The following is a 23,640-nucleotide window of genomic DNA, read 5'->3' as shown; positions in this document are numbered from 1 at the left end:
CATAAAAATAATTTATTAAAGTTTGATTTCGATATCTACACCAGATGGTAGATCTAAACGCATTAAAGCATCCACAGTTTGTGGTGTTGGGTTCACAATATCGATAAGACGCTTATGAGTTCTCATTTCGAACTGCTCACGAGAGTCTTTATATTTGTGAACGGCACGCAAGATCGTATATACGGACTTCTCAGTTGGAAGCGGGATTGGACCAGATACACTAGCACCAGATCTCTTAGCCGTTTCCACAATTTTTTCCGCTGATTGATCTAAAATTCTGTGATCATACGCTTTTAAACGAATGCGAATTTTCTGTTTTGCCATTTGATTACCTCCTTTTTCGCCCATTTTTGGAAATAGACTTGCTCATCGGAAATTATCCTTCGCACCCGCCATGGCAAAGGGGCCGGGTGTGTCAGCAACCTTCCGAATCATAGCCTGCCAGTGACCAACATTCAACATTATACAAGAAACCTAGCAAGTGTGCAAGGTTTTTTATAGAAATTACGAATCCAGCCACACTTTTTCTATTATACATAGGCTGCATATTCTTTTCAACCTCTTGCAAGGGAAAACTAATCATCGATGCTAGAAAATGTTGGTGATAATTTGGCAACGACTTTTTTCACATAGATTGTTGTTCGAAGAAGTGAATGGAAGCGACTCTACCGGGAACAGCAATAGTTGACGATCCATCGGGTACTCCACTCATTTTGAAACAATGTATACAAATGTTTAGGTTGTCCTCGTTGCTTCCATTTCGCTTTAAAAGTTTCGCGGACACTAGATCCTTTATTTACATCAAAAAGGTTAATTATAGAAGTTTCTCGGTCAGACGTTCCTCTATTATGTGATTATGGAGAGATATTCTCACGATTTTAACTAAATAAGGGATCCTATGTCCTTTTATTTTTAAAAATAAGCGTTTTATGTGGATATAGCGAATCCTATGTCCGTTAAAAGTATTGATGCCAAAGTCTTGCCGAAAGTCACCACATCTGTATGGAAGCTCGTGATGAAAACGCTCGTCGCTGAGCTAGACGTAACAACTATTTCGAGAACTTAACCACAAGATCTAAATTTATAGTTTCCGAAACGACAAAAAAGGCCAAGGGAATCATTCCCGAGGCCTTCTATATTGAGTTTACTAATTTCCAATTAGTCTTGGATTTCAGCAACTACTCCGGCACCTACTGTACGTCCACCCTCACGGATAGAGAACTTAGTACCTTCTTCAATCGCAATTGGAGCGATTAATTCTACAGTCATTTCAATGTTATCTCCAGGCATAACCATTTCTACACCATCTGGAAGGTTGATAACACCAGTTACGTCCGTAGTACGGAAGTAGAACTGTGGACGGTAGTTTGAGAAGAATGGAGTGTGACGTCCACCTTCTTCTTTAGAAAGAACATAAACTTCAGCTTTAAACTTTTTGTGTGGAGTGATAGTACCTGGTTTAGCAAGTACTTGACCACGGTTGATATCTTCACGAGATACACCACGTAGAAGTGCACCAATGTTGTCACCAGCTTCAGCATAGTCAAGAAGCTTACGGAACATTTCAACACCAGTTACAGTCGTCTTTTTAGACTCTTCTTCGATACCGATGATTTCGATTTCGTCACCAACGTTTAATTGTCCACGCTCAACACGTCCAGTTGCAACAGTACCACGACCAGTGATTGAGAATACGTCCTCAACTGGCATCATGAATGGCTTATCTTTGTCACGCTCTGGAGTTGGGATGTACTCATCAACTTGAGCCATTAGGTCAAGGATTGCTTGCTCATGGTCAGCGTCTCCTTCAAGTGCTTTAAGTGCAGAACCTTTAACGACAGGAATGTCATCTCCTGGGAAGTCGTACTCAGAAAGAAGGTCACGAACTTCCATTTCTACTAATTCAAGTAGCTCTTCGTCGTCAACTTGGTCAGTTTTGTTAAGGAATACTACGATTGAAGGTACCCCTACTTGACGAGAAAGAAGAATGTGCTCACGAGTTTGTGGCATTGGGCCGTCAGCTGCAGATACAACTAGAATCGCACCGTCCATTTGAGCGGCACCAGTGATCATGTTTTTAACGTAGTCTGCGTGTCCTGGGCAGTCAACGTGTGCATAGTGACGAGTATCTGTTTCATACTCAACGTGTGCAGTTGAAATTGTAATTCCACGCTCACGCTCTTCTGGAGCACCGTCGATTTGGTCATATGCCATTGCAGTACCTTTACCAGATTGCTTGTGTAGTACGTGAGTGATTGCTGCTGTTAATGTAGTTTTACCGTGGTCAACGTGTCCAATTGTACCGATATTGGCATGCGTCTTGGAACGATCAAATTTTTCTTTAGCCATTTTGAAATCCTCCTTAAATTTAAGAAAGTGTTTTTTTATTATGAGAAAGATGTTAGAAACGAGTCTATCACCTTTCTTAGCTTACAACAAAATAATTATTGAGACAATATTTGATGTTTATTGTCCAGATTGTTTTTTAACAATCTCTTCAGAAATACTCTTTGGCACTTCTTCATAGTGGTCAAAGTGCATTGTATATTGGCCACGCCCTTGCGTATTTGAACGTAAGGATGTTGCATAACCAAACATTTCAGATAGTGGTACCATCGCTTTAACGATTTGTGCGTTACCACGAGCTTCCATACCTTCTACGCGTCCTCGACGAGACGTTACGTCACCCATGATGTCACCCATGTATTCTTCTGGAACAACAACTTCTACTTTCATGATTGGTTCAAGTAGAACTGGGTTACATTTTTTCACAGCTTCTTTTACTGCTAGAGAAGCAGCGACTTTAAATGCCATCTCGTTAGAGTCAACATCGTGGTAAGATCCATCATAAAGCTTCGCTTTTACGTCGATAACAGGATATCCTGCAATCATTCCGTTTTCTAATGCTTCTTCAAGACCTTGACCTACAGAAGGGATGTATTCACGAGGAACAACACCACCGACAATTGCATCTTCAAATTCGAAGCCTGCGCCTTCTTCGTTTGGTGAAAATTCCACCCAAACGTGACCGTATTGTCCACGACCACCAGATTGGCGAACGAATTTCCCTTCACATTGTGCAGCTTGACGAATTGTTTCACGATATGAAACTTGAGGAGCACCAACGTTTGCTTCAACTTTGAATTCACGCTTCATACGGTCAACGATGATATCTAGGTGAAGCTCACCCATACCAGCGATGATCGTTTGGCCTGTTTCTTCATCAGTATGTGTTCTAAAAGTTGGATCCTCTTCAGCAAGCTTTCCAAGTGCAATACCCATCTTATCTTGGTCAGCCTTAGATTTAGGCTCAACAGATAATGAGATTACAGGCTCTGGGAATTCCATAGATTCAAGAATAACAAGATCCTTTTCATCACATAGAGTATCACCAGTGGACGTGTCTTTCAAACCTACACCGCCAGCAATATCCCCAGCATAACATGTTGGAATTTCTTCACGGTGGTTTGCGTGCATTTGAAGAATACGTCCCATTCTTTCACGCTTATTTTTGGTTGCGTTTTTAACATATGATCCTGCATTAACAGTACCTGAGTAAACGCGGAAGAATGTTAGTTTACCAACGTAAGGGTCAGTTGCAACTTTAAACGCCAATGCTGAGAATGGCTCGTTGTCATCTGCTTTACGCTCAATTGTTTCTTCTTCTTTACCAGGAACATGCCCTTGAATTGCAGGTACATCTAATGGTGATGGCAAGTAATCAATTACTGCATCGATCATTAGCTGAACACCTTTGTTTTTAAACGCTGATCCACAGAGAACTGGGTAAAATTCAACGTTACAAGTACCTTTACGAATGGCTGCTTTTAGCTCATCCGTTGTAATTTCTTCACCTTCAAGGTACTTCATCATAAGCTCTTCATCAAGCTCAGAAACTGCTTCAATTAGTTTTTCACGATACTCTTCCGCTTGAGCTTTATACTCTTCTGGAATTTCACGAGCTTCACTACGTGTTCCTAAGTCATCCATATAGAAGTAAGCTTCCATTGTAACAAGGTCAATGATTCCCTCAAAGTCATCTTCAGCACCGATAGGTAACTGAACTGCTGCTGCATTCGCACCAAGACGATCATGCAGTGTGCTTAATGAATAAAGGAAATCAGCACCGATCTTGTCCATCTTGTTCACGAAAACAATTCGTGGTACGTGATAAGTTGTTGCTTGGCGCCATACAGTTTCCGTTTGTGGTTCTACACCAGATTGAGCATCAAGTACTGCAACAGCACCGTCAAGTACACGTAATGAACGTTCAACTTCAACTGTGAAGTCTACGTGTCCAGGTGTATCGATGATGTTAATACGATGCCCTTTCCATTGAGCTGTTGTCGCAGCAGATGTGATTGTAATACCACGCTCTTGCTCCTGCTCCATCCAGTCCATTTGAGAAGCACCTTCATGTGTTTCACCAATTTTATGGATACGCCCAGTGTAGAAAAGAACTCTTTCCGTAGCTGTCGTTTTACCAGCATCGATGTGCGCCATGATACCGATATTACGAGTTTTTTCCAAGGAGAACTCTCTTCCCATTGGTCAATTTCTCCTTCCTCAATGAAGATGTTAGTTAGTTAGTTTTCAGGGTATGTAGTTAAAGGAAGGGGGAACCCTCCTTCACTCTTCCCCTGGCTGTATATCTTTCCCTTAGTTTCCTAAGGTGGAGCTAAGGGGGTATATATTACTTACCAGCGATAATGAGCAAATGCTTTGTTAGCTTCAGCCATGCGGTGAGTATCTTCACGCTTTTTCACAGCTGCACCCGTGTTATTCGCTGCGTCCATAATTTCGTTCGCTAGACGCTCTTCCATCGTTTTTTCACCACGAAGGCGAGCATAGCTTACTAACCAGCGAAGTCCAAGTGTCGTACGACGCTCAGGTTTAACTTCGATCGGTACTTGATAGTTAGCACCACCAACACGGCGAGCTTTAACTTCAAGAACTGGCATAATATTTTTCAACGCTTGTTCGAATACTTCTTGTGGGTCGTTACCAGTACGTTCTTGTACTAGTTCAAATGCTTTATAAAGAATTGTTTGTGCTTTACCTCTTTTTCCGTCAACCATAATGCGGTTGATTAAACGTGTAACTAATTTTGAGTTATACATTGGATCAGGTAAAACATCTCTGCGAGGTACAGGTCCTTTACGAGGCATAAGGTTCCCTCCTTTCACGAAATTCAATCATATAATTTTGCTTCAATAGTATTGCCATTATTTCTTAGGTCTCTTCGTTCCGTATTTAGAACGACCTTGTGCTCGGTTTTCAACCCCTGCAGTATCAAGTGCTCCACGAACGATGTGGTAGCGTACCCCAGGTAAGTCCTTTACACGTCCTCCGCGAATAAGAACAACACTGTGCTCTTGAAGGTTGTGCCCGATTCCTGGAATGTATGCCGTTACTTCGATTTGGTTTGTTAATCGTACACGAGCATATTTACGAAGGGCAGAGTTTGGTTTCTTTGGTGTCATCGTACCAACACGAGTACATACCCCACGTTTTTGTGGAGAGCTTTGGTTTGTCTGCATTTTCTTAAAACTGTTGTACCCTTTGTTCAGTGCTGGTGAGTCAGACTTTTCTACTTTCGCTTTACGACCATTACGTACTAATTGATTAATAGTAGGCATGTAATTTCCTCCTTTCATATCAATTTTATTTAAGCCCACTGGTCCAGGTGGTTCATAAATGTGTAAAAGGAAAGTTTTTGCCTAAAGGGGCAAACCCGTAGGCAAAAACTCTTTTTACTTTTTTAAGGCTACAATCGCTGCATTAACATCAATTCCGCATGCTTTACCAAGCATTTTCATGGAATCAACTTTCATGACCGACACACCTTGTGCTTCAGCAATATCTAGTGCTTTTTGCAACACTTTTAGGTCGGCATCTTCTGCAACGATCAGCTCGTTAACCTGCTTATCTTCCAGTGCTTTAAGCGTCTGTTTCGTGCCGACGACTTTTGCGTTTGCCTGGGCTACTTTTTCATAAGACATTTTCCATCCTCCAAAGCATCAGGTATTTGGCACACTTAGATATATTACCACCGTGTCTAACACGTGTCAACATCTAATTGTATTTATTCTTGAATAGATACTTCTTCGACCATTTCGTCTGTTGCTTCCTCTTCAACGTTCGTTGATGTGAGTCGGCGGTATCGCTGCATTCCTGTTCCAGCAGGAACGAGCTTTCCGATAATGACGTTTTCCTTCAAGCCGACAAGTTCATCTCTCTTACCTTTAATTGCAGCATCTGTAAGAACTCGAGTCGTTTCTTGGAAAGATGCAGCTGATAAGAATGAATCTGTTTCAAGTGAAGCTTTTGTAATACCGAGAAGTACCGGGCGTCCCATCGCTGGGTTACCTCCACGAAGCAGAATGTCTCTGTTCGCCTCATTAAACTGATGTACTTCAACGAGGGATCCTGGGAGTACTTCTGTATCTCCTGCATCCACAACACGGATTTTACGAAGCATTTGACGAACCATTACTTCGACGTGCTTATCTCCAATTTCAACCCCTTGCATTCGGTAAACTTTTTGTACTTCACGAAGGAGGTATTCTTGGACACCTTGCACACCGGATACGGTTAATAGTTCTTTAGGGTCAATTGAACCTTCAGTTAGCTCTTGACCTGGCTTCACTTCTTCGCCAACTTCAATTTTCAACCTTGCACCGTAAGGCGTGACGTAATTACGTGATTCGATTTCACCTTGAACGACAATTTCCTTCTTCTCATTCACTTCTTTCACGTCTGTCACTGTACCTTCGATTTCAGAGATAACCGCTTGCCCTTTAGGGTTACGTGCTTCAAACAATTCCTGAATTCGTGGTAAACCTTGAGTGATATCATCTCCGGCAACCCCACCTGTGTGGAATGTACGCATTGTTAACTGTGTACCTGGTTCACCGATCGATTGTGCAGCGATAATACCGACTGCTTCACCAACTTCAACTTCTGATCCAGTCGCTAAGTTACGTCCGTAACATTTACGACATACACCATGCTTCGTATCACAAGTGAAGGCAGAGCGGATTGTTACGGATTTGACACCAGCATCCTCAACGATTTTAGCTGTATCTTCATCCATCTCTACATCTCTTTCAACTAATACTTCACCCGTTTCAGGGTGTTTAATCGTATTGAAAGCAACACGGCCAACAAGTCGGTCATATAGCGGCTCAATAACTTCACTTCCTTCTGTAATCGCCTGAACTTCAAGACCGCGGTCAGTTCCACAATCATCTTCACGAACGATTACGTCTTGAGCAACGTCAACTAGACGTCTTGTTAAGTAACCAGAGTCAGCGGTTTTCAATGCTGTATCAGCAAGACCTTTACGTGCACCGTGTGTCGAAATGAAGTACTCAAGTACTGTAAGACCTTCACGGAAACTTGATTTAATCGGAAGTTCGATAATTCGTCCGGATGGGTTCGCCATCAGACCACGCATACCGGCTAACTGAGTAAAGTTAGATGCATTACCACGTGCTCCTGAGTCACTCATCATAAAGATTGGGTTCGTCTTATCGAGTGTTCCCATCAGTTTATCTTGAATGATATCTTTGGCTGCACTCCAAATTTCAATGACTTTGTCATAACGTTCTTCTTCGGTAATTAAACCGCGACGGAACTGTTTAACGACTCTGTCAACTTTCTTCTCTGCTTCATCAAGAATCTCTTGCTTATCTTTCAATACAACGATATCAGAAACACCGATAGTAATTCCTGCTTTCGTGGAATAATGGAAGCCAAGGTCCTTCATCTTATCAAGCATGACTGACGTTTGAGACACTTTAAACTTCTTAAATACTTCTGCGATAATGTCACCTAAGAAGCCTTTCTTAAATGGCATAATAACATCGCGTTTTTGGAATTCTTTTTTAATATCGGTATCAAACGGAACGATATATTTATCAGGTGTTTCAATTTCTAGGTTTTGAGCCGTCGGTTCATTCACATAAGGGAATGACTCAGGCAAAATTTCATTAAAGATAATTTTACCGACAGAAGTCAGCAGCAATTTATCTTCATGTTCTTGCTTGAAGTTCGTTTTATTTAAAGATGCTACAGGAATTGCAATTCTCGTATGAAGGTGGACAAACCCGCAACGATATGCCGTCAATGCTTCATCAGCATCTTTATAAACATTCCCCTCACCAATTGCTCCTTCACGTTCAAGAGTCAAGTAATAGTTCCCTAAAACCATATCTTGAGATGGTGTAACAACTGGCTTTCCATCCTTAGGATTTAAGATGTTTTGTGCTGCAAGCATAAGTAAGCGCGATTCGGCTTGTGCTTCAGCAGATAACGGAACGTGCACGGCCATTTGGTCACCGTCAAAGTCTGCGTTGTATGCAGTACATACGAGCGGGTGCAATTTGATCGCGCGGCCTTCTACAAGAGTAGGCTCAAACGCTTGGATTCCAAGTCTGTGAAGTGTTGGAGCTCGGTTCAATAGAACTGGGTGCTCTTTAATAACTTCTTCTAAAACATCCCAAACTTCTGGCTGAATGCGTTCTACTTTACGCTTTGCACTTTTAATGTTGTGCGCTAACCCTTTGCTGACGAGTTCCTTCATAACAAACGGTTTGAAGAGTTCCAATGCCATTTCCTTTGGAAGCCCACATTGGTACATCTTTAAGTGCGGCCCTACAACGATTACAGAACGGCCTGAGTAGTCAACACGTTTACCGAGTAGGTTTTGACGGAAACGCCCTTGCTTCCCTTTTAACATATGGGATAGAGATTTTAATGGACGGTTTCCTGGTCCTGTTACAGGACGACCGCGACGACCGTTGTCTATTAACGCATCAACAGCTTCTTGAAGCATACGTTTTTCGTTTTGCACGATAATATTCGGTGCTCCAAGGTCTAATAATCGTTTTAATCGGTTGTTTCGGTTAATCACACGACGATATAAGTCGTTTAGATCAGATGTCGCAAAGCGTCCACCGTCTAACTGTACCATCGGACGTAATTCCGGTGGAATAACCGGTAATACATCCATGATCATCCATGCAGGATTGTTTCCCGAATGGCGGAATGCTTCAAGTACTTCTAAACGTTTAATTGCACGCGTACGACGCTGACCTTGAGCAGTAACGAGCTCTTCTTTTAACATGTTTACTTCTTTATCGAGGTCGATATCTTGTAACAGTTTACGGATCGCTTCTGCTCCCATTGCGGCAGTAAAAGAGCGGCCGTATTTTTCACGGTACGTACGATATTCTTTCTCAGAAAGAAGTTGTTTTAATTCTAAAGGTGTGTCACCTGTATCAGTTACAACATAAGAAGCAAAGTAGATCACTTCTTCTAATGAGCGAGGAGACATATCTAGTACAAGTCCCATACGGCTCGGGATGCCTTTGAAGTACCAAATATGAGAGACAGGGGCAGCTAATTCAATATGCCCCATACGCTCACGGCGTACTTTCGCACGTGTAACTTCTACTCCGCACCGGTCACAAACAACACCTTTGTAACGGACACGCTTATATTTCCCGCAATGACATTCCCAGTCTTTTTGCGGTCCGAAAATTCGTTCACAAAACAATCCATCTTTTTCTGGCTTTAACGTACGATAGTTAATGGTCTCTGGTTTTTTCACTTCACCTCTAGACCAAGAACGAATCTTGTCTGGTGATGCAAGACCTATTTTCATATACTCAAAGTTATTTACATCTATCAAGGGGCTAACCTCCCTTTCAGCATTCAAGTTCTCCCATTAACCGTTTGATTCACTGGATTCCAGGTTCAAATTCAACTTGTCATTGCCTTGATCTTCTTCATCATCAAGTTCTAACATCTCAATTTCTTCTTCATTGCTTGAGAGCATTTTCACGTCCATACCTAAGCTTTGAAGTTCTTTGATGAGAACTTTGAATGATTCTGGTACTCCAGGCTCTGGTACATTTTCACCTTTTACAATTGCTTCATACGTTTTTACACGTCCGACAACATCATCAGACTTAACAGTAAGAATCTCTTGTAATGTGTAAGCTGCACCATACGCTTCAAGTGCCCAAACCTCCATTTCACCGAAACGCTGTCCACCGAATTGTGCTTTACCACCTAACGGTTGCTGCGTAACAAGTGAATATGGTCCAGTTGAACGAGCGTGTAACTTATCATCAACCATGTGAGCAAGTTTGATCATATACATAATCCCTACAGATACACGGTTGTCAAATGGTTCACCCGTTCTTCCGTCATATAACACAGTTTTACCATCTCGTGCCATACCAGCTTCTTCAAGGGTGCTCCAGACATCTTCTTCACGCGCTCCATCAAAGACCGGAGTTGCTACATGAATACCGAGGTTTCTTGCCGCCATTCCTAAATGCAATTCCAATACTTGACCGATGTTCATACGAGATGGTACACCGAGCGGGTTCAACATGATGTCGATAGGTGTTCCGTCTGGTAAGTAAGGCATATCTTCTTCCGGTAAGATTCGGGAAATAACACCTTTGTTACCGTGACGACCAGCCATTTTATCCCCTTCGTGAATTTTCCTCTTCTGTACGATGTAAACACGTACTAGCTGGTTTACTCCTGGAGGGAGTTCATCCCCGTCTTCACGGTTGAAAACTTTTACATCAAGAACGATTCCGTCTCCACCGTGTGGTGCACGAAGTGATGTGTCACGAACTTCACGAGCTTTTTCTCCGAAGATCGCATGTAAAAGGCGTTCCTCTGCTGTTAGTTCCGTTACACCTTTAGGTGTTACTTTACCAACAAGAATGTCACCGTCTTTCACTTCAGCACCGACGCGAATAATTCCACGCTCGTCAAGGTTCTTCAATGCATCTTCCCCGACGTTTGGAATGTCACGGGTAATTTCTTCTGGTCCAAGCTTTGTATCACGTGCTTCTGATTCATACTCTTCAATATGAATAGATGTATATACATCATCTTTAACGAGTCTCTCGCTTAAAATGATCGCATCCTCATAGTTATAACCTTCCCAAGTCATGAAACCAACCATCACGTTTCGGCCTAAGGCCATCTCCCCTTTTTCCATCGAAGGACCATCTGCAAGGATTTCGCCTTTAGTTACGATATCTCCTTCACTGACAATCGGGCGTTGGTTGTAACAAGTACCTTGGTTCGACCTTTCAAACTTTTGCATGTTGTAACGAACGACATCTGTTTCTACTTCTTTTCCATCCACTTCTTCAATTTTGCGAAGTTGAACATACTTAGCAGAAACTCTTTCAACGCGTCCTTTTGTTTTTGAGACAACAGCCGCTCCAGAATCCTTCGCAGATACGTACTCCATTCCTGTACCGACAATTGGTGATTCCGGTTCTAATAGTGGAACAGCTTGACGTTGCATGTTCGCTCCCATTAAGGCACGGTTGGAGTCATCGTTTTCTAAGAAAGGAATACACGCTGTTGCAGCTGAGACTACTTGCTTAGGAGAAACGTCCATGTAATCGACACGATCACGTGGGACGATAATGTTTTCACCACGGAAGCGGCAAATAATATTTTCGTCGACAAAAGAACCGTTCTCATCTAACTTCGCGTTCGCTTGTGCGACAACGTAGTTATCCTCTTCATCAGCTGTCAAATAATCGAATTGAGGACTTACTCGACCTGTCTCATGGTCAACCTTACGATAAGGAGTTTCCATAAAACCGAATTCGTTCACCTTCGCATAACTGGATAGAGAGTTTATCAAACCAATGTTTGGACCTTCAGGTGTTTCAATCGGACACATACGTCCATAGTGGGAATAGTGTACGTCACGAACTTCAAATCCTGCCCGTTCACGCGTTAATCCACCAGGTCCAAGGGCAGAAAGTCTACGCTTATGCGTTAGCTCAGCTAACGGGTTCGTTTGGTCCATAAACTGTGATAACTGAGAGCTTCCGAAGAACTCTTTAATCGAAGCAATGACAGGTCTTATATTAATTAATGCCTGCGGTGTGATCATATTCGCATCTTGAATGGACATACGTTCACGGACAACTCGCTCCATTCTTGATAAACCAATACGGAATTGGTTTTGCAAGAGTTCACCGACACTACGAAGACGACGGTTTCCTAAATGGTCGATATCATCGGTGTTCCCTACACCATGCAATAGGTTGAAGAAGTAATTAATAGAAGAAAGAATATCAGCTGGTGTAATATTTTTAACTGACTTATCTACAACCCCATTACCTATTACTCGAATCGGCTCGTCCTCTTCTGTACCATTTGGAGGGTAAATTAAGACAGACTGAAGATCAACCTCTTCATCGTCAACCACTCCACCATGAAGATTAATATGCTTAAAGCCTACGTTGCTTTCTAAATATGGCAGCAGTCGATCTAGTAATCGACGGTCGATCAATGCACCTTCTTCTGCTAACACTTCCCCTGTATCAGGATCAACGAGCGTTTCTGCAAGGCGCTGATTAAACAGACGATTTTTAATATGAAGTTTTTTGTTCATCTTATAACGTCCAACATTCGCTAGATCATAGCGCTTTGGATCAAAGAAACGCGATTCTAATAAACTTTTGGCATTGTCGACTGTCGGAGGTTCTCCCGGGCGAAGGCGCTCATAGATTTCCAGAAGCGCTTTTTCAGAGCTGTCTGTATTGTCTTTTTCGAGCGTATTTCGTAAATACTCATCTTCACCTAACAAATCAATAATTTCTTGATCCGATCCAAACCCAAGCGCACGTAATAATACAGTGACTGGGATTTTTCTTGTGCGGTCAATACGAACATAAACAATATCTTTCGCATCGGTTTCTAACTCTAACCAAGCACCACGGTTCGGAATAACTGTAGCAGTGAATCCTTTTTTCCCGTTTTTGTCCATCTTTTCACTGTAATACACACTCGGTGAACGGACGAGCTGTGAAACGATAACTCGTTCAGCACCGTTAATGACAAACGTTCCCGTATCTGTCATGAGAGGGAAGTCTCCCATAAACACTTCTTGCTCTTTCACTTCACCTGTCTCTTTATTAATGAGACGTACCTTCACACGAAGCGGAGCTGAATATGTTACATCCCGTTCTTTGGAATCTTCTACTGAATATTTCGGTTCTCCTAAGCTATAATCGATAAACTCGAGCACCAAATTACCAGTAAAATCTTCAATTGGCGAAATATCTCCAAACATTTCGCGAATACCCTCATCAAGAAACCATTGATAAGAAGCAGTTTGAATCTCGATCAAGTTCGGAAGATCCAACACTTCATTGATGCGGGCATAGCTCCTTCTCTGGCGGTGGCGTCCATACTGAACTAGTTGACCTGTCAACTGATTCACCCCTTAAAAACTAACGTTTTTATCATCATAAGGATGGTATACGATTTGTAGATCCACCCTTTGACACACAAAATTAAAGGCATTACTTTTTTCTTATGAAAATGATGTCATCTTTTTTATGAAAAGCATTGTTTTCATATGTAAAAAAAACAAAAAAAGGGTCTGTAAGACTTATACCTTGAAAAGGCATAAAAGACGTTAATAGTTTGTCCAAATTCACCCTTTTTATACACATCACCTATTTTGTACAATGATCATTTTTAAATGAGTTGTAAAATATCATAAACAAAACAAAGTCCTGCGCCCTTTTCCTCAGCCACAAACTACGTTTTGATTCAAAAGCATATTTGCCCCATTTTCAACTTTATATTCATACGCATTAAATAACATTAACATAACTAACTTTCGGAGTCAATCTTTTTTCCTCTAATGATTTGATAGCCTTTCGATTTCTTCAAAACATTCACATCTAAACCTAACTCTTCAAGCTTTTTTACTGTCGATGCTGCCCCTTGTTTCTTTTGGATGACAAGCCAAAGCTCCCCTTCAAGCTTCAATGACTTAACTGCTTGCTCATACAATTTAAACACGATGTCTTTCCCTGCTCTAATCGGAGGATTCGACACGATTGCCGCGAAAAATGCATTTGACTGACCATCCAATAAGTTGTTTGGTTCAATCTTTACATTTTTCACTTGATTACTCTTCGCATTCTCTGTTGATAATTCAACTGCGCGTTCATTAATGTCAAACATGTACATAGTTCGTTCACGATATGCTTTAGCAAGAGCAATACCGATTGGTCCCCAGCCGCATCCAACATCTGCTATCGGTCCGTCGACAAGAGATTCATCATCGAACGTTTCAATTAATAATTTTGACCCGAAGTCTACCCCTTTTCTAGAAAACACACCGCGATCCACCGTAAATTTAAATACTTCCCCATTAATCTCATCATCGATTTGTTCCCGTTGACTTTCTACTTGAGGTTTCTCCGAGTAATAATGATTGGACAATACAACGCCCCCCCATCGTTTTGTTCTCATTTCTTCACCTACACGTATACCATTGTTGTCATAAGAAAAATAATATAACCGTTATATAACAACAAAGTTCAAAAAACTCGCTTTGATATCAAAGCGAGTTTTTTCTATCATCGATCAAGCTTACTTAAGCTCGATTTTCGCGCCAGCTTCTTCTAGCTTAGCTTTCATTTCTTCAGCTTCTTCTTTCGCAACACCTTCTTTAAGTGTATCAGGCGCTCCGTCTACAAGAGCTTTTGCGTCTTTCAAGCCAAGGCCAGTGATTTCACGAACAACTTTGATTACGTTGATCTTAGAACCGCCAGCTTCTTCAAGTACTACGTCAAACTCAGTTTTTTCTTCTGCTGCACCTTCAGCAGCAGCACCGCCAGCAACAGCTACAGGAGCCGCAGCTTCTACTCCAAATTCTTCCTCGATCGCTTTAACTAGATCGTTTAACTCTAAAACAGACATTTCTTTAATAGCATCAATAATTTGCTCTTTAGTCATTTTTACTTTTCCTCCTATTAAATATAATTATTTTAAACCGTTAGGCTGCACATCGGTATTCGTTGATTATGCACCTTGTTCTTCTTTTTGCTCTGCAACAGCTTTTGTCGCCAATGCAAAGTTTCGTACTGGAGCTTGCATAACGCTGAGTAGCATTGCAAGTAATCCGTCGCGAGATGGAAGTTCCGCTAGTGCTTTAACCTCTTCTAAAGTAGCTACTCGACCTTCAATAATTCCAGCTTTCAATTCAAGGTCTTTGTGGTCTTTAGCGAAGTTATTTAACACTTTCGCAGGAGCAATCACATCATCGTTACTGAATGCAATCGCAGTCGGTCCTACTAATTGCTCATCAATTTCAGTTAAGCCAGCCTCAGCGGTCGCACGGCGAACCATTGAGTTTTTGTAAACTTTAAAGTCTACATTCGCTTCACGTAGTTGTTTACGAAGTTCAGTCACCTCGGCAACATCAAGTCCACGATAGTCTACAACAATTGTAGATTGGCTTTCTTTAAGCTTTGTTGTAATTTCATCAACAACTTGCTTTTTCTTTTCGATAACAGCGCTCATCATGACACCTCCTGTGCAAGATTGTTCATACCGTACCGTATTAGAGGATGTTCAAAAAGTCTAGGAACAACAATCCCACCTTTTTTTGAACACGCACCATAAAAAATGCCTCCATGCAGACACACGGAGGCAGTAATGATCGATCACTCTATCTTACTAGGATCTATACGTTACTTACCTCGGCAGGAAATTAAGCGGAAACCGCACCTGCTGTCTACGGTATGACGAGTTATTTTGTTCACAAAAAATAGTATATCTACTTCGATAATCGAAGTCAACATCTAATTATTGTTTGTAGCTAGAAACATTTACCTTTAGACCAGGTCCCATTGTTGAAGCAATCGCAACGTTGCGCATGTATGTTCCTTTTGCAGCTGCAGGCTTTGCTTTCATCAATGTATCAACCATTGTTTCGAAGTTTTCAACAAGCTTGTCATTGTCGAAAGAAACTTTCCCGATTGGTACATGGATATTTCCTTGCTTATCAACACGGTATTCAACTTTACCTGCTTTGATTTCGTTCACTGCTTTTTCAACATCGAACGTTACAGTACCTGTCTTAGGGTTTGGCATAAGACCTTTTGGTCCTAGTACACGACCAAGTTTACCTACTTGTGCCATCATGTCTGGTGTTGCAACAACAACATCAAATTCAAACCATCCTTGGTTTACTTTGTTGATTAAGTCTTCTTCTCCAACATAATCTGCACCAGCAGCTTCCGCTTCCTTCGCTTTGTCTCCTTTTGCGAATACAAGCACTCGTTGAGTTTTACCTGTTCCGTTCGGAAGTACAACAGCACCACGGATTTGTTGGTCTGCTTTCTTCGGATCTACGCCTAGACGCGCAGCAAGTTCTACTGTTTCATCAAACTTTGCTGTCGCTGTTTTCTTAACAAGTTCCACTGCTTCTTTTACATCGTAAACTTTTTCACGGTCAACGACTTTCAGTGCATCTTGGTATTTTTTACCTTTAGCCAATTTCATTTCCTCCTCGATTGTGGTTTTAGCGGTTAGACCTCCCACTAATAAAGGTTGCGAACCTAATTGTTTAATAGGCAGGATCAACATCCTTTACTCGCAACCTTCATCTTCAAACATGGGTATCAATTAATCTTCGATAACAATTCCCATGCTTCGGGCAGTACCTTCTACCATACGCATAGCCGCTTCAACATCTGCAGCATTTAAGTCTGGCATTTTAGTTTCCGCGATCTCGCGTACTTTATCACGTTTCAATGTAGCCACCTTGTTTCGGTTAGGCTCTCCAGATGCAGTTTCAATTCCAGCTGCTTTCTTAAGTAGAACTGCTGCAGGTGGAGTTTTAGTGATAAATGTAAATGAACGGTCTTCAAATACCGTAATCTCTACTGGGATAATTAAGCCCGCTTGTTCTTGTGTACGAGCGTTAAACTCCTTACAGAATCCCATAATGTTAATACCTGCTTGACCTAAAGCTGGACCAACAGGTGGAGCTGGGTTCGCCTTTCCAGCTGGGATTTGTAACTTAACAACTTTAATGACCTTTTTAGCCACGCGACACACCTCCTTAAGTCCGTGATGTGGTAAACCGAGCAAACATTTCACTGTTCTACTCTCCCACTCATATGTCTGCATTACTGCAGGAAAAAACGTGAACGATATGTCCACGTTCATTAACAACATTCAAATTTTATCACTTCATTCAACATATATCAAGTCATTTTCAAATTAGATTTTTTCAACTTGATTGAATTCAAGCTCAACGGGTGTTTCTCTTCCGAACATATTAACATGTACTTTTAGCTTTTGTTTATCCGGGTAAATGTCTTCTATTGAACCAATAAAGTTCGCAAATGGACCTTCTTTCACTTTAACAGATTCTTTAATTTCAAAGTCCACATCAGCTTTCGGAGCTTCTACACCCATTTGACGCAGAATGTTGTCCGCTTCTTCTGGAAGAAGCGGAGTCGGTTTCGATCCAGCACCTGTAGAGCCGACGAATCCCGTGACACCAGGAGTGTTACGTACAACATACCAGGAATCATCTGTCATAACCATTTCCACAATGACGTAACCTGGAAACACTTTTTTGGTTACTTGCTTGCTTTTTCCATTTTTTACTTCTGTTTCTTCTTCTACTGGAACGAGGACGCGGAAAATCTTATCAGTCATTTCCATCGATTCTACTCGTTTTTCTAAATTCGTCTTTACTTTATTCTCGTAACCAGAATAAGTGTGAACGACGTACCAATTCTTTTCCATGCGTTCAGGACAGTTTCGTCCTTCCCTCCTCTAACCGCTTCAAATTTTCATACAGAGGATGTTCAAAAAGTTCCAGAAAAAAGTAGTCGAATCTCATCGTTGATACGTCCCAGTGATTATTCGTCCGCAGGGAAAGTGTTTTGCGATACTCATACGTTAACCACTATTCGTACTAATTCTCCATACTGTGGTGTTTTGAGCGATTCGACCTTTATTATCCTCTTTTTTAAACAAGCTCTTTTTAGTCTAAAATCGTACGAATTACCGTTGAAATACCCAAATCTGCAATCGCAAAGAAGACTGCAATAAATGCTACAGTTGCAATGACAACTCCTGTATATCTAACCAGCTCTTTTCGATTTGGCCATGTGACCCTTTTCATTTCTGTTGAAACATCTTTTAAAAACTTCACAGGTTTTTTAGCCGTTTCTGCCACTTGCCGCCACCTCCATTATTAAACGTTTTGTACGAGGATGTTCAAAAAATCCAGGGAAAATAGCTTTCTTAATTTCTGTGTTGACTCGTTTCTAACCTACTCACGTATGAACACCATACGCTCCGCTACTCAAAACGTCGTCGCCTTGGCCTTCTCGCCTCTTTTTGAACACGTATTTATACGATCTATTTCGACTCCATATGAATTGTATGGGTTCCGCAAGCTTTACAATATTTCTTTACTTGGAGTCTTTCTCCTTGTTGTTGCATCGTTTTATTTGTAGAATAATTACGTGAATGACAATGTGAACACGCTAGGACAATTTTTTTAGACATCGTCCGTCTCCTTTTTCACCTTACGTTTCATACATACATACTTTTAAAACTTATCACAGTGCTTGGCTATATGTCAATCACTGCCCTACCTTCATTGTCGACCTTATCGGTCGTTTTCATAAGTGAAAAATTGAAGTTATCGATACTCTTTGTTCAGACTTTATAAATAAATGGATCAACCATGTAAAGGTGTAAAAGAAAAACAGGGCTATCTCCCTGTTTTTCTTGCAGTTGTTTCAAAGTTTTTAAAGTTTTACCCCTTTTAGTTCAACGTATCTCTCAAGCTTGCGTTTAACACGCTGAAGAGCATTATCTATTGATTTTACATGACGGTCTAAATCTACGGAAATTTCCTGGTAACTTCGCCCATCAAGATAAAGCATTAATACTTTTCGTTCCAGGTCACTTAAAATTTCTCCCATTTTTAATTCAATATCATCGAATTCTTCCTGATTAATTAGAAGCTCTTCAGGGTCACTTACTCGTGATCCACAAATCACATCTAATAAAGTTCGGTCGGATTCTTCATCATATATCGGCTTGTCCAACGAAACATATGAGTTCAATGGAATATGCTTTTGTCTTGTAGCTGTTTTTATTGCCGTAATAATTTGGCGAGTAATACATAGTTCTGCAAATGCTTTAAATGAAGAAAGCTTGTCCCCTTTAAAATCACGAATTGCTTTGTATAAACCAATCATGCCTTCCTGAACGATATCCTCGTGATCAGCACCGATTAAAAAATAGGACCTTGCCTTTGCGCGTACGAAGTTCTTATACTTATTAATTAAATACTCAAGCGCAGTGCTGTCGCCTTCTCGCACATATTCAACGAGGGTTTCGTCTTCTGTCTCGTCATATTTGGCTTGCAGTTTATTCTCGATGAGGTTTAAAGCCACCGCGATCCCTCCGACCCTGCTTTAATTCAATGTTTAAAAAGCTTCTTTTTGGAAATGTTAAGATCTTTTTAAACAGAGTGAATTGTCTAAATATAGAAATATTATACAGGATACAAAACAACAGCGTCAAGATGGTCACTAGTCACCTCGACGCCATTTTTCAAAAATTTCTGCCATTTCCTCTGTAATAGGCAGTTTTGTTTTGACTTTTGCCTTTTTCGTCAGGATTACTTGTTTTTCAATCCCTTTTTCGATCGCTTCCATCTCAGTTTTTAACTCACGGGCTGATTTTCGGTACGCACCACTTGCAAATATAACTCTTTGCTCAACAAAATCTGAAGTCGCGACATAAATTTGCGTATCAACCCTTTTTAATTGTTTAACGAGCTTTTCAATTCGTTCATCAGCGGTCTCTTTTTCTCTTGTATAGATAATATTCAGCTTATAGTTTTGATATTTTTTCCCGACGCCCGGAACCATGTGAGCATCAAAAATAATCATCACTTCGATCCCCGTGTATGCTTGATATTCTGCCATTTTTTCGATGAGAATATCTCTAGCACTTTCTAAATCATTTAGTTGAAGCTTGCGTAACTCTGGCCAGTCGCCAATTATATTATAACCGTCTACAAGCAGGACACGCCGCATGTTAATTCTTCCCTTGGGGGTGTCTGCTGCGATATACTTCGTACATTAGCAAGCTTGCTGCAACGGAGGCATTTAACGATGTTACTTTTCCGGCTAAAGGAATACGAACGAGAAAATCGCACTTTTCTTTAACTAACCGACTCATTCCCTTTCCTTCACTGCCAATCACAAGACCGACAGGCATGTCCAAGTCGGTTTCACGATAGTCTTCGGTCCCTTTAGCATCCGTTCCTACAAACCAGAGACCTTCCTTTTTCAGCTCGTCCATTGTCCGCGCCAAGTTCGTCACCTTCGTGACAGGTACATGTTCAATCGCACCCGCCGATGCCTTTGCAACTGTGGACGTTAGACCAACAGATCGCCTCTTCGGTACGATGATACCATGAGCACCAACAGCATCAGCAGTCCTTAAAATCGACCCGAGATTATGCGGGTCTTCAAGTTCGTCCAATATTAAAAAGAAAGGAGCTTCATTCCTGTTTGCTGCATTCTCAAACAAAACAGACAAGTCTTGATATTCATAAGCTGCAATTTGAGCGACAACGCCTTGGTGAGCATTGGTAGATACCATTTGATCAATTTTCTTTTTAGGAACAAACTGAACATTCACTTGTGCACTTTTCGCCAATTTAATAACTTGGGACATTTGTCCACGTTGCGAGCCTTCAGCAATCCAGATTTTATGAATAGGGTGCTTCCCTTTTAATGCTTCAATGATCGGGTTTTTACCTGCTAAATAATCTTGTTTACTTGTCATTTTCCTCCTCCTTCCCTTCAATAATATGAACTGCCTTTTCAACAACCGCATCAAGACGCTCGAATTCATCTGTTAAGTAAAGATATCCTATTAACGCTTCAAACGCAGTACTATATCGATAAGTCGCATGATCGGTATTTTTCGGAATCGTCCCTGACTTCGCATTTCTCCCTCTTAATGCAACACTTTTTTCATGTTCTGTCAGCCATTTTTCATCAAAAAGCTGATGGAGCACTTTCGCTTGGGCTTTAGCAGAAACGTATTCTGTTGCCGTACGATGCAGTTTATTCGGACGGACTTGTCCACTTGCAATGAGACGGTATCGGACATACATCTCCAATACCGCATCTCCCATGTAAGCCAACGCAAGGGCATTTAACTGTTCTGGTTCATTCACTGTTTTATTTAATTTCACTGTTCATTACCCTCTTTTCCATCTTGTTCCTTGAGGGGTATCTTCAAGAATAATATTTTTCTCTTTTAATTCATCACGTATTTCATCAGCTCGTGCGAAATTTCGATTTTTACGTGCATCAATTCGTTCTTGTATTAATGCTTCGATCTCTTCGTCAAGCAGTTCTTCCTCTACACCTAATTGAAGACCGAGGACAAATGCCATGTCTTCAAGACGCTGTAAATACTTGTTCAACACATCTTTATTCGTATGTTTTTCTCGTAAATAAAGATTCGCACTTTTAACAAGATCAAACATAACAGCTACAGCATTGGCACTATTAAAGTCATCGTCCATTTCTTCAATAAATCGCACATGATGCTTTTCGATTTCTTCGACCCACTTTTCCGTATTTTCTCCTAAGTCTGCTGTTTCATCACGACGGTGAGATACGTTTAGGTAGGTCGTTTTAATCCGCTCAAGACTACTCTTTGCACTGTTTAATTGTTCATCATTAAAGTTAATCGGACTTCGATAGTGGGCATTTACGATAAAGAAGCGTACAACTTCTGCCTCATACTTTTTAATAATATCGTGTACGAGAATAAAGTTTCCTAATGACTTGGACATTTTCTCATTATCGATATTAATGTAGCCATTATGAAGCCAGTAATTCGCCATTTTTTTCTCATTCAGCGCTTCGGATTGGGCGATTTCATTTTCGTGGTGCGGAAAGGATAAGTCCTGTCCACCAGCATGAATGTCAATTGTATCACCAAGGTATTTCTTTACCATCGCTGAGCACTCAATATGCCAGCCAGGTCTTCCATTCCCCCAAGGGCTTTCCCAATAAATTTCACCAGGTTTTGCATTTTTCCATAAAACGAAGTCTAGAGGATCTTCCTTTTTATCCCCTACTTCAATTCGTGCACCTAGTTGGAGGTCATCGATTGATTGATAAGAAAGCTTTCCATAGCTATCAAATTTCCTCGTCCTAAAATAAACATCCCCTTGTGATTCATATGCATAGCCTTTTTCAATTAAACGTTCAATAAATGTAATAATATCTGGCATTGTATTCGTTACACGAGGGTGTTCATCAGCTTTTTTAACGCCTAGAGCCTCCGTGTCTTCATGGTATGCACGTATAAAGCGTTCTGCAACAGTCATGACATCTTCGCCCATCTCTTCTGCAGCTTTAATTATTTTATCGTCGACATCCGTAAAGTTAGAGACATAGTTCACGTCAAACCCTTTATATTGCAAATAACGCCGGACCATGTCGAATACAACCGCCGGACGTGCATTCCCGATATGAATATAGTTATAAACTGTCGGTCCGCAAACATACATTTTTACTTTTCCTTCTTCTATCGGGATAAAAGGTTCCTTCTTTCTCGTTAATGTATTATACATTTTAATACTCATCGTACTACGAGCCTCCTTCATTTTTCTCAAGTTGTTCCTTTTCGGCTTTTAATTGATACATTTCTTCTTTCAAACGCAAAATTTCATCTTCTAGCTCACGAAATTTATCTGAAACTGGGTCAGGTAAGTTAATATGGTCCAAATTCTTCGATAATTTCACACCATCTTGGATAACGACTCGTCCCGGAATGCCGACGACGGTCGAATTTGGAGGGACTTCTTTTAAAACAACTGATCCTGCTCCTATATTTGAGTTTTGCCCAATTCTCATAGAGCCTAACACTTTTGCTCCTGAAGCAATGAGGACATTATCTTCAATAGTCGGATGACGTTTCCCTTTCTCTTTCCCGGTTCCTCCGAGTGTGACCCCTTGATAAATCGTTACATTATCACCAATTTCACACGTTTCTCCTATAACAACTCCCATACCGTGGTCAATAAAGAGACGCTGACCGATGACTGCCCCTGGATGAATTTCGATCCCTGTAAAAAAACGACTTACTTGAGACAAAAACCTTGCAATAAAATAGAGCCGCTTCTTCCAGAGCCAATGAGCAAATCGGTGGGACCAAATTGCATGAACCCCTGAATAATTTATAATGACTTCCAACCTGTTTCTCGCTGCGGGGTCTTGTTCGAGCACGACATCAACATCATTCCTTAAAGTTTTGAACACTCGTTAAAACCTCCTTCCATCCTCCCACTTACTTATGATCATTAAAAAAACGCCTCGGTGCCACAACGGCACAGAGACGCTTTCACGCGGTTCCACTCTGTTTAAGCATAAGCTTCACTTTCCATTAATAACGACTTTAGTGCCGTCCTCGAATAATTAGCTTTCACAATGGTAGGTCAATAACAGCTATAGATCTTTCGATTAGCAACCTTGCTGTCTCTTTAAAACTACCTTTTATTGCTTTTCTTCAAGGAACTCAGAGGTGCATTTCCATTATTTCTTCCTTAAGCTGCTTTCAGCCAGTGACAGCTCTCTCTTTTCGAGTACATTCCTATGGAGGACTCATAAAGGAAAAAGATAATGTACTTTTCCTCATCAACGGTTTTATTTTATAGAAGTTGTATTGAAAAACAATTATGATCAACAGACTGTTTTAAATAGT

22 protein-coding genes and 1 other annotated feature are annotated in these 23,640 nt (G+C 41.0%); all 22 genes read right to left on the bottom strand.

What is annotated here, in order from left to right; all coding sequences use genetic code 11:
* Positions 1-15: 15 nt before the first annotated feature.
* Positions 16-324, bottom strand: a complete 309-nt coding sequence (gene rpsJ / locus CD001_RS03470; RefSeq protein ID WP_003156464.1) for a 30S ribosomal protein S10 — start codon at positions 322-324, stop codon at positions 16-18.
* 834 nt (positions 325-1,158) lie between these two features.
* Positions 1,159-2,349 carry an elongation factor Tu gene (gene tuf, locus CD001_RS03465; RefSeq protein ID WP_096186211.1) on the bottom strand — a complete coding sequence of 397 codons (1,191 nt, stop codon included), beginning with the start codon at positions 2,347-2,349 and terminating at the stop codon, positions 1,159-1,161.
* 117 nt (positions 2,350-2,466) lie between these two features.
* On the bottom strand, positions 2,467-4,548 hold the full coding sequence (gene fusA, locus CD001_RS03460) for an elongation factor G (RefSeq protein ID WP_096186210.1): 2,082 nt from the start codon (positions 4,546-4,548) through the stop codon (positions 2,467-2,469).
* Between the two features lie 149 nt (positions 4,549-4,697).
* Positions 4,698-5,168 carry a 30S ribosomal protein S7 gene (rpsG, locus tag CD001_RS03455; protein WP_096186209.1) on the bottom strand — a complete coding sequence of 157 codons (471 nt, stop codon included), beginning with the start codon at positions 5,166-5,168 and terminating at the stop codon, positions 4,698-4,700.
* Positions 5,169-5,225: 57 nt separating this feature from the next.
* Positions 5,226-5,639, bottom strand: a complete 414-nt coding sequence (gene rpsL, locus CD001_RS03450) for a 30S ribosomal protein S12 (RefSeq protein ID WP_096186208.1) — start codon at positions 5,637-5,639, stop codon at positions 5,226-5,228.
* Positions 5,640-5,753: 114 nt separating this feature from the next.
* On the bottom strand, positions 5,754-6,002 hold the full coding sequence (locus CD001_RS03445; RefSeq protein WP_096186207.1) for a 50S ribosomal protein L7ae-like protein: 249 nt from the start codon (positions 6,000-6,002) through the stop codon (positions 5,754-5,756).
* An 83-nt stretch (positions 6,003-6,085) separates the two neighbouring features.
* Complete coding sequence (rpoC, locus tag CD001_RS03440) at positions 6,086-9,697, bottom strand: DNA-directed RNA polymerase subunit beta' (RefSeq protein ID WP_096186206.1); 3,612 nt, start codon at positions 9,695-9,697, stop codon at positions 6,086-6,088.
* 36 nt (positions 9,698-9,733) lie between these two features.
* Positions 9,734-13,276: a DNA-directed RNA polymerase subunit beta gene (rpoB, locus tag CD001_RS03435; RefSeq protein WP_096186205.1), complete on the bottom strand. Its 3,543-nt coding sequence runs from the start codon at positions 13,274-13,276 to the stop codon at positions 9,734-9,736.
* Between the two features lie 407 nt (positions 13,277-13,683).
* Positions 13,684-14,301: a class I SAM-dependent methyltransferase gene (locus CD001_RS03430; protein WP_096186204.1), complete on the bottom strand. Its 618-nt coding sequence runs from the start codon at positions 14,299-14,301 to the stop codon at positions 13,684-13,686.
* 150 nt (positions 14,302-14,451) lie between these two features.
* Positions 14,452-14,817: a 50S ribosomal protein L7/L12 gene (gene rplL, locus CD001_RS03425; RefSeq protein ID WP_096186203.1), complete on the bottom strand. Its 366-nt coding sequence runs from the start codon at positions 14,815-14,817 to the stop codon at positions 14,452-14,454.
* 66 nt (positions 14,818-14,883) lie between these two features.
* The gene (gene rplJ / locus CD001_RS03420; RefSeq protein ID WP_096186202.1) at positions 14,884-15,384 is read right to left on the bottom strand and encodes a 50S ribosomal protein L10; all 501 of its coding nucleotides are present in this window, start codon (positions 15,382-15,384) and stop codon (positions 14,884-14,886) included.
* A gap of 92 nt (positions 15,385-15,476) precedes the next feature.
* Positions 15,477-15,622, bottom strand: a sequence feature (ribosomal protein L10 leader region).
* 47 nt (positions 15,623-15,669) lie between these two features.
* Positions 15,670-16,407 (bottom strand): 50S ribosomal protein L1, encoded by a 738-nt coding sequence (gene rplA, locus CD001_RS03415; RefSeq protein WP_096190473.1) that lies wholly within the window; start codon positions 16,405-16,407, stop codon positions 15,670-15,672.
* A gap of 84 nt (positions 16,408-16,491) precedes the next feature.
* Positions 16,492-16,917, bottom strand: coding sequence for a 50S ribosomal protein L11 (gene rplK, locus CD001_RS03410; protein WP_142303541.1), 426 nt, complete (start codon positions 16,915-16,917; stop codon positions 16,492-16,494).
* A 174-nt stretch (positions 16,918-17,091) separates the two neighbouring features.
* Entirely contained in the window at positions 17,092-17,625 is a 534-nt protein-coding gene (gene nusG / locus CD001_RS03405; RefSeq protein ID WP_096186201.1) for a transcription termination/antitermination protein NusG, read from the bottom strand.
* A 241-nt stretch (positions 17,626-17,866) separates the two neighbouring features.
* On the bottom strand, positions 17,867-18,061 hold the full coding sequence (secE, locus tag CD001_RS03400; RefSeq protein ID WP_257009694.1) for a preprotein translocase subunit SecE: 195 nt from the start codon (positions 18,059-18,061) through the stop codon (positions 17,867-17,869).
* A gap of 185 nt (positions 18,062-18,246) precedes the next feature.
* Complete coding sequence (gene rpmG, locus CD001_RS03395; RefSeq protein WP_096186200.1) at positions 18,247-18,396, bottom strand: 50S ribosomal protein L33; 150 nt, start codon at positions 18,394-18,396, stop codon at positions 18,247-18,249.
* 245 nt (positions 18,397-18,641) lie between these two features.
* Positions 18,642-19,295 carry an RNA polymerase sporulation sigma factor SigH gene (gene sigH / locus CD001_RS03390; protein ID WP_096186199.1) on the bottom strand — a complete coding sequence of 218 codons (654 nt, stop codon included), beginning with the start codon at positions 19,293-19,295 and terminating at the stop codon, positions 18,642-18,644.
* 138 nt (positions 19,296-19,433) lie between these two features.
* Entirely contained in the window at positions 19,434-19,943 is a 510-nt protein-coding gene (locus CD001_RS03385) for an NYN domain-containing protein (protein ID WP_096186198.1), read from the bottom strand.
* A 1-nt stretch (position 19,944) separates the two neighbouring features.
* Complete coding sequence (rlmB, locus tag CD001_RS03380) at positions 19,945-20,700, bottom strand: 23S rRNA (guanosine(2251)-2'-O)-methyltransferase RlmB (RefSeq protein WP_096186197.1); 756 nt, start codon at positions 20,698-20,700, stop codon at positions 19,945-19,947.
* On the bottom strand, positions 20,690-21,115 hold the full coding sequence (locus CD001_RS03375; RefSeq protein ID WP_306454055.1) for a Mini-ribonuclease 3: 426 nt from the start codon (positions 21,113-21,115) through the stop codon (positions 20,690-20,692). The genes rlmB and CD001_RS03375 overlap by 11 nt, the downstream gene beginning before the upstream one ends.
* Before the next feature lie 6 nt (positions 21,116-21,121).
* A complete protein-coding gene (gene cysS / locus CD001_RS03370) occupies positions 21,122-22,522 on the bottom strand; it encodes a cysteine--tRNA ligase (protein WP_096186196.1) in 1,401 nt (466 codons plus the stop codon).
* Positions 22,523-22,526: 4 nt separating this feature from the next.
* The gene (gene cysE / locus CD001_RS03365; RefSeq protein ID WP_096186195.1) at positions 22,527-23,198 is read right to left on the bottom strand and encodes a serine O-acetyltransferase; all 672 of its coding nucleotides are present in this window, start codon (positions 23,196-23,198) and stop codon (positions 22,527-22,529) included.
* Between the last annotated feature and the right edge of the window lie 442 nt (positions 23,199-23,640).

It is taken from the genome of Evansella halocellulosilytica, from assembly GCF_002335745.1.
GTDB classification, from domain to species: domain Bacteria; phylum Bacillota; class Bacilli; order Bacillales; family Salisediminibacteriaceae; genus Bacillus_CA; species Bacillus_CA halocellulosilytica.
The sequence above is the reverse complement of the archived record's forward strand: the minus strand, read 5'-3'. Positions and strand labels throughout refer to the sequence as shown.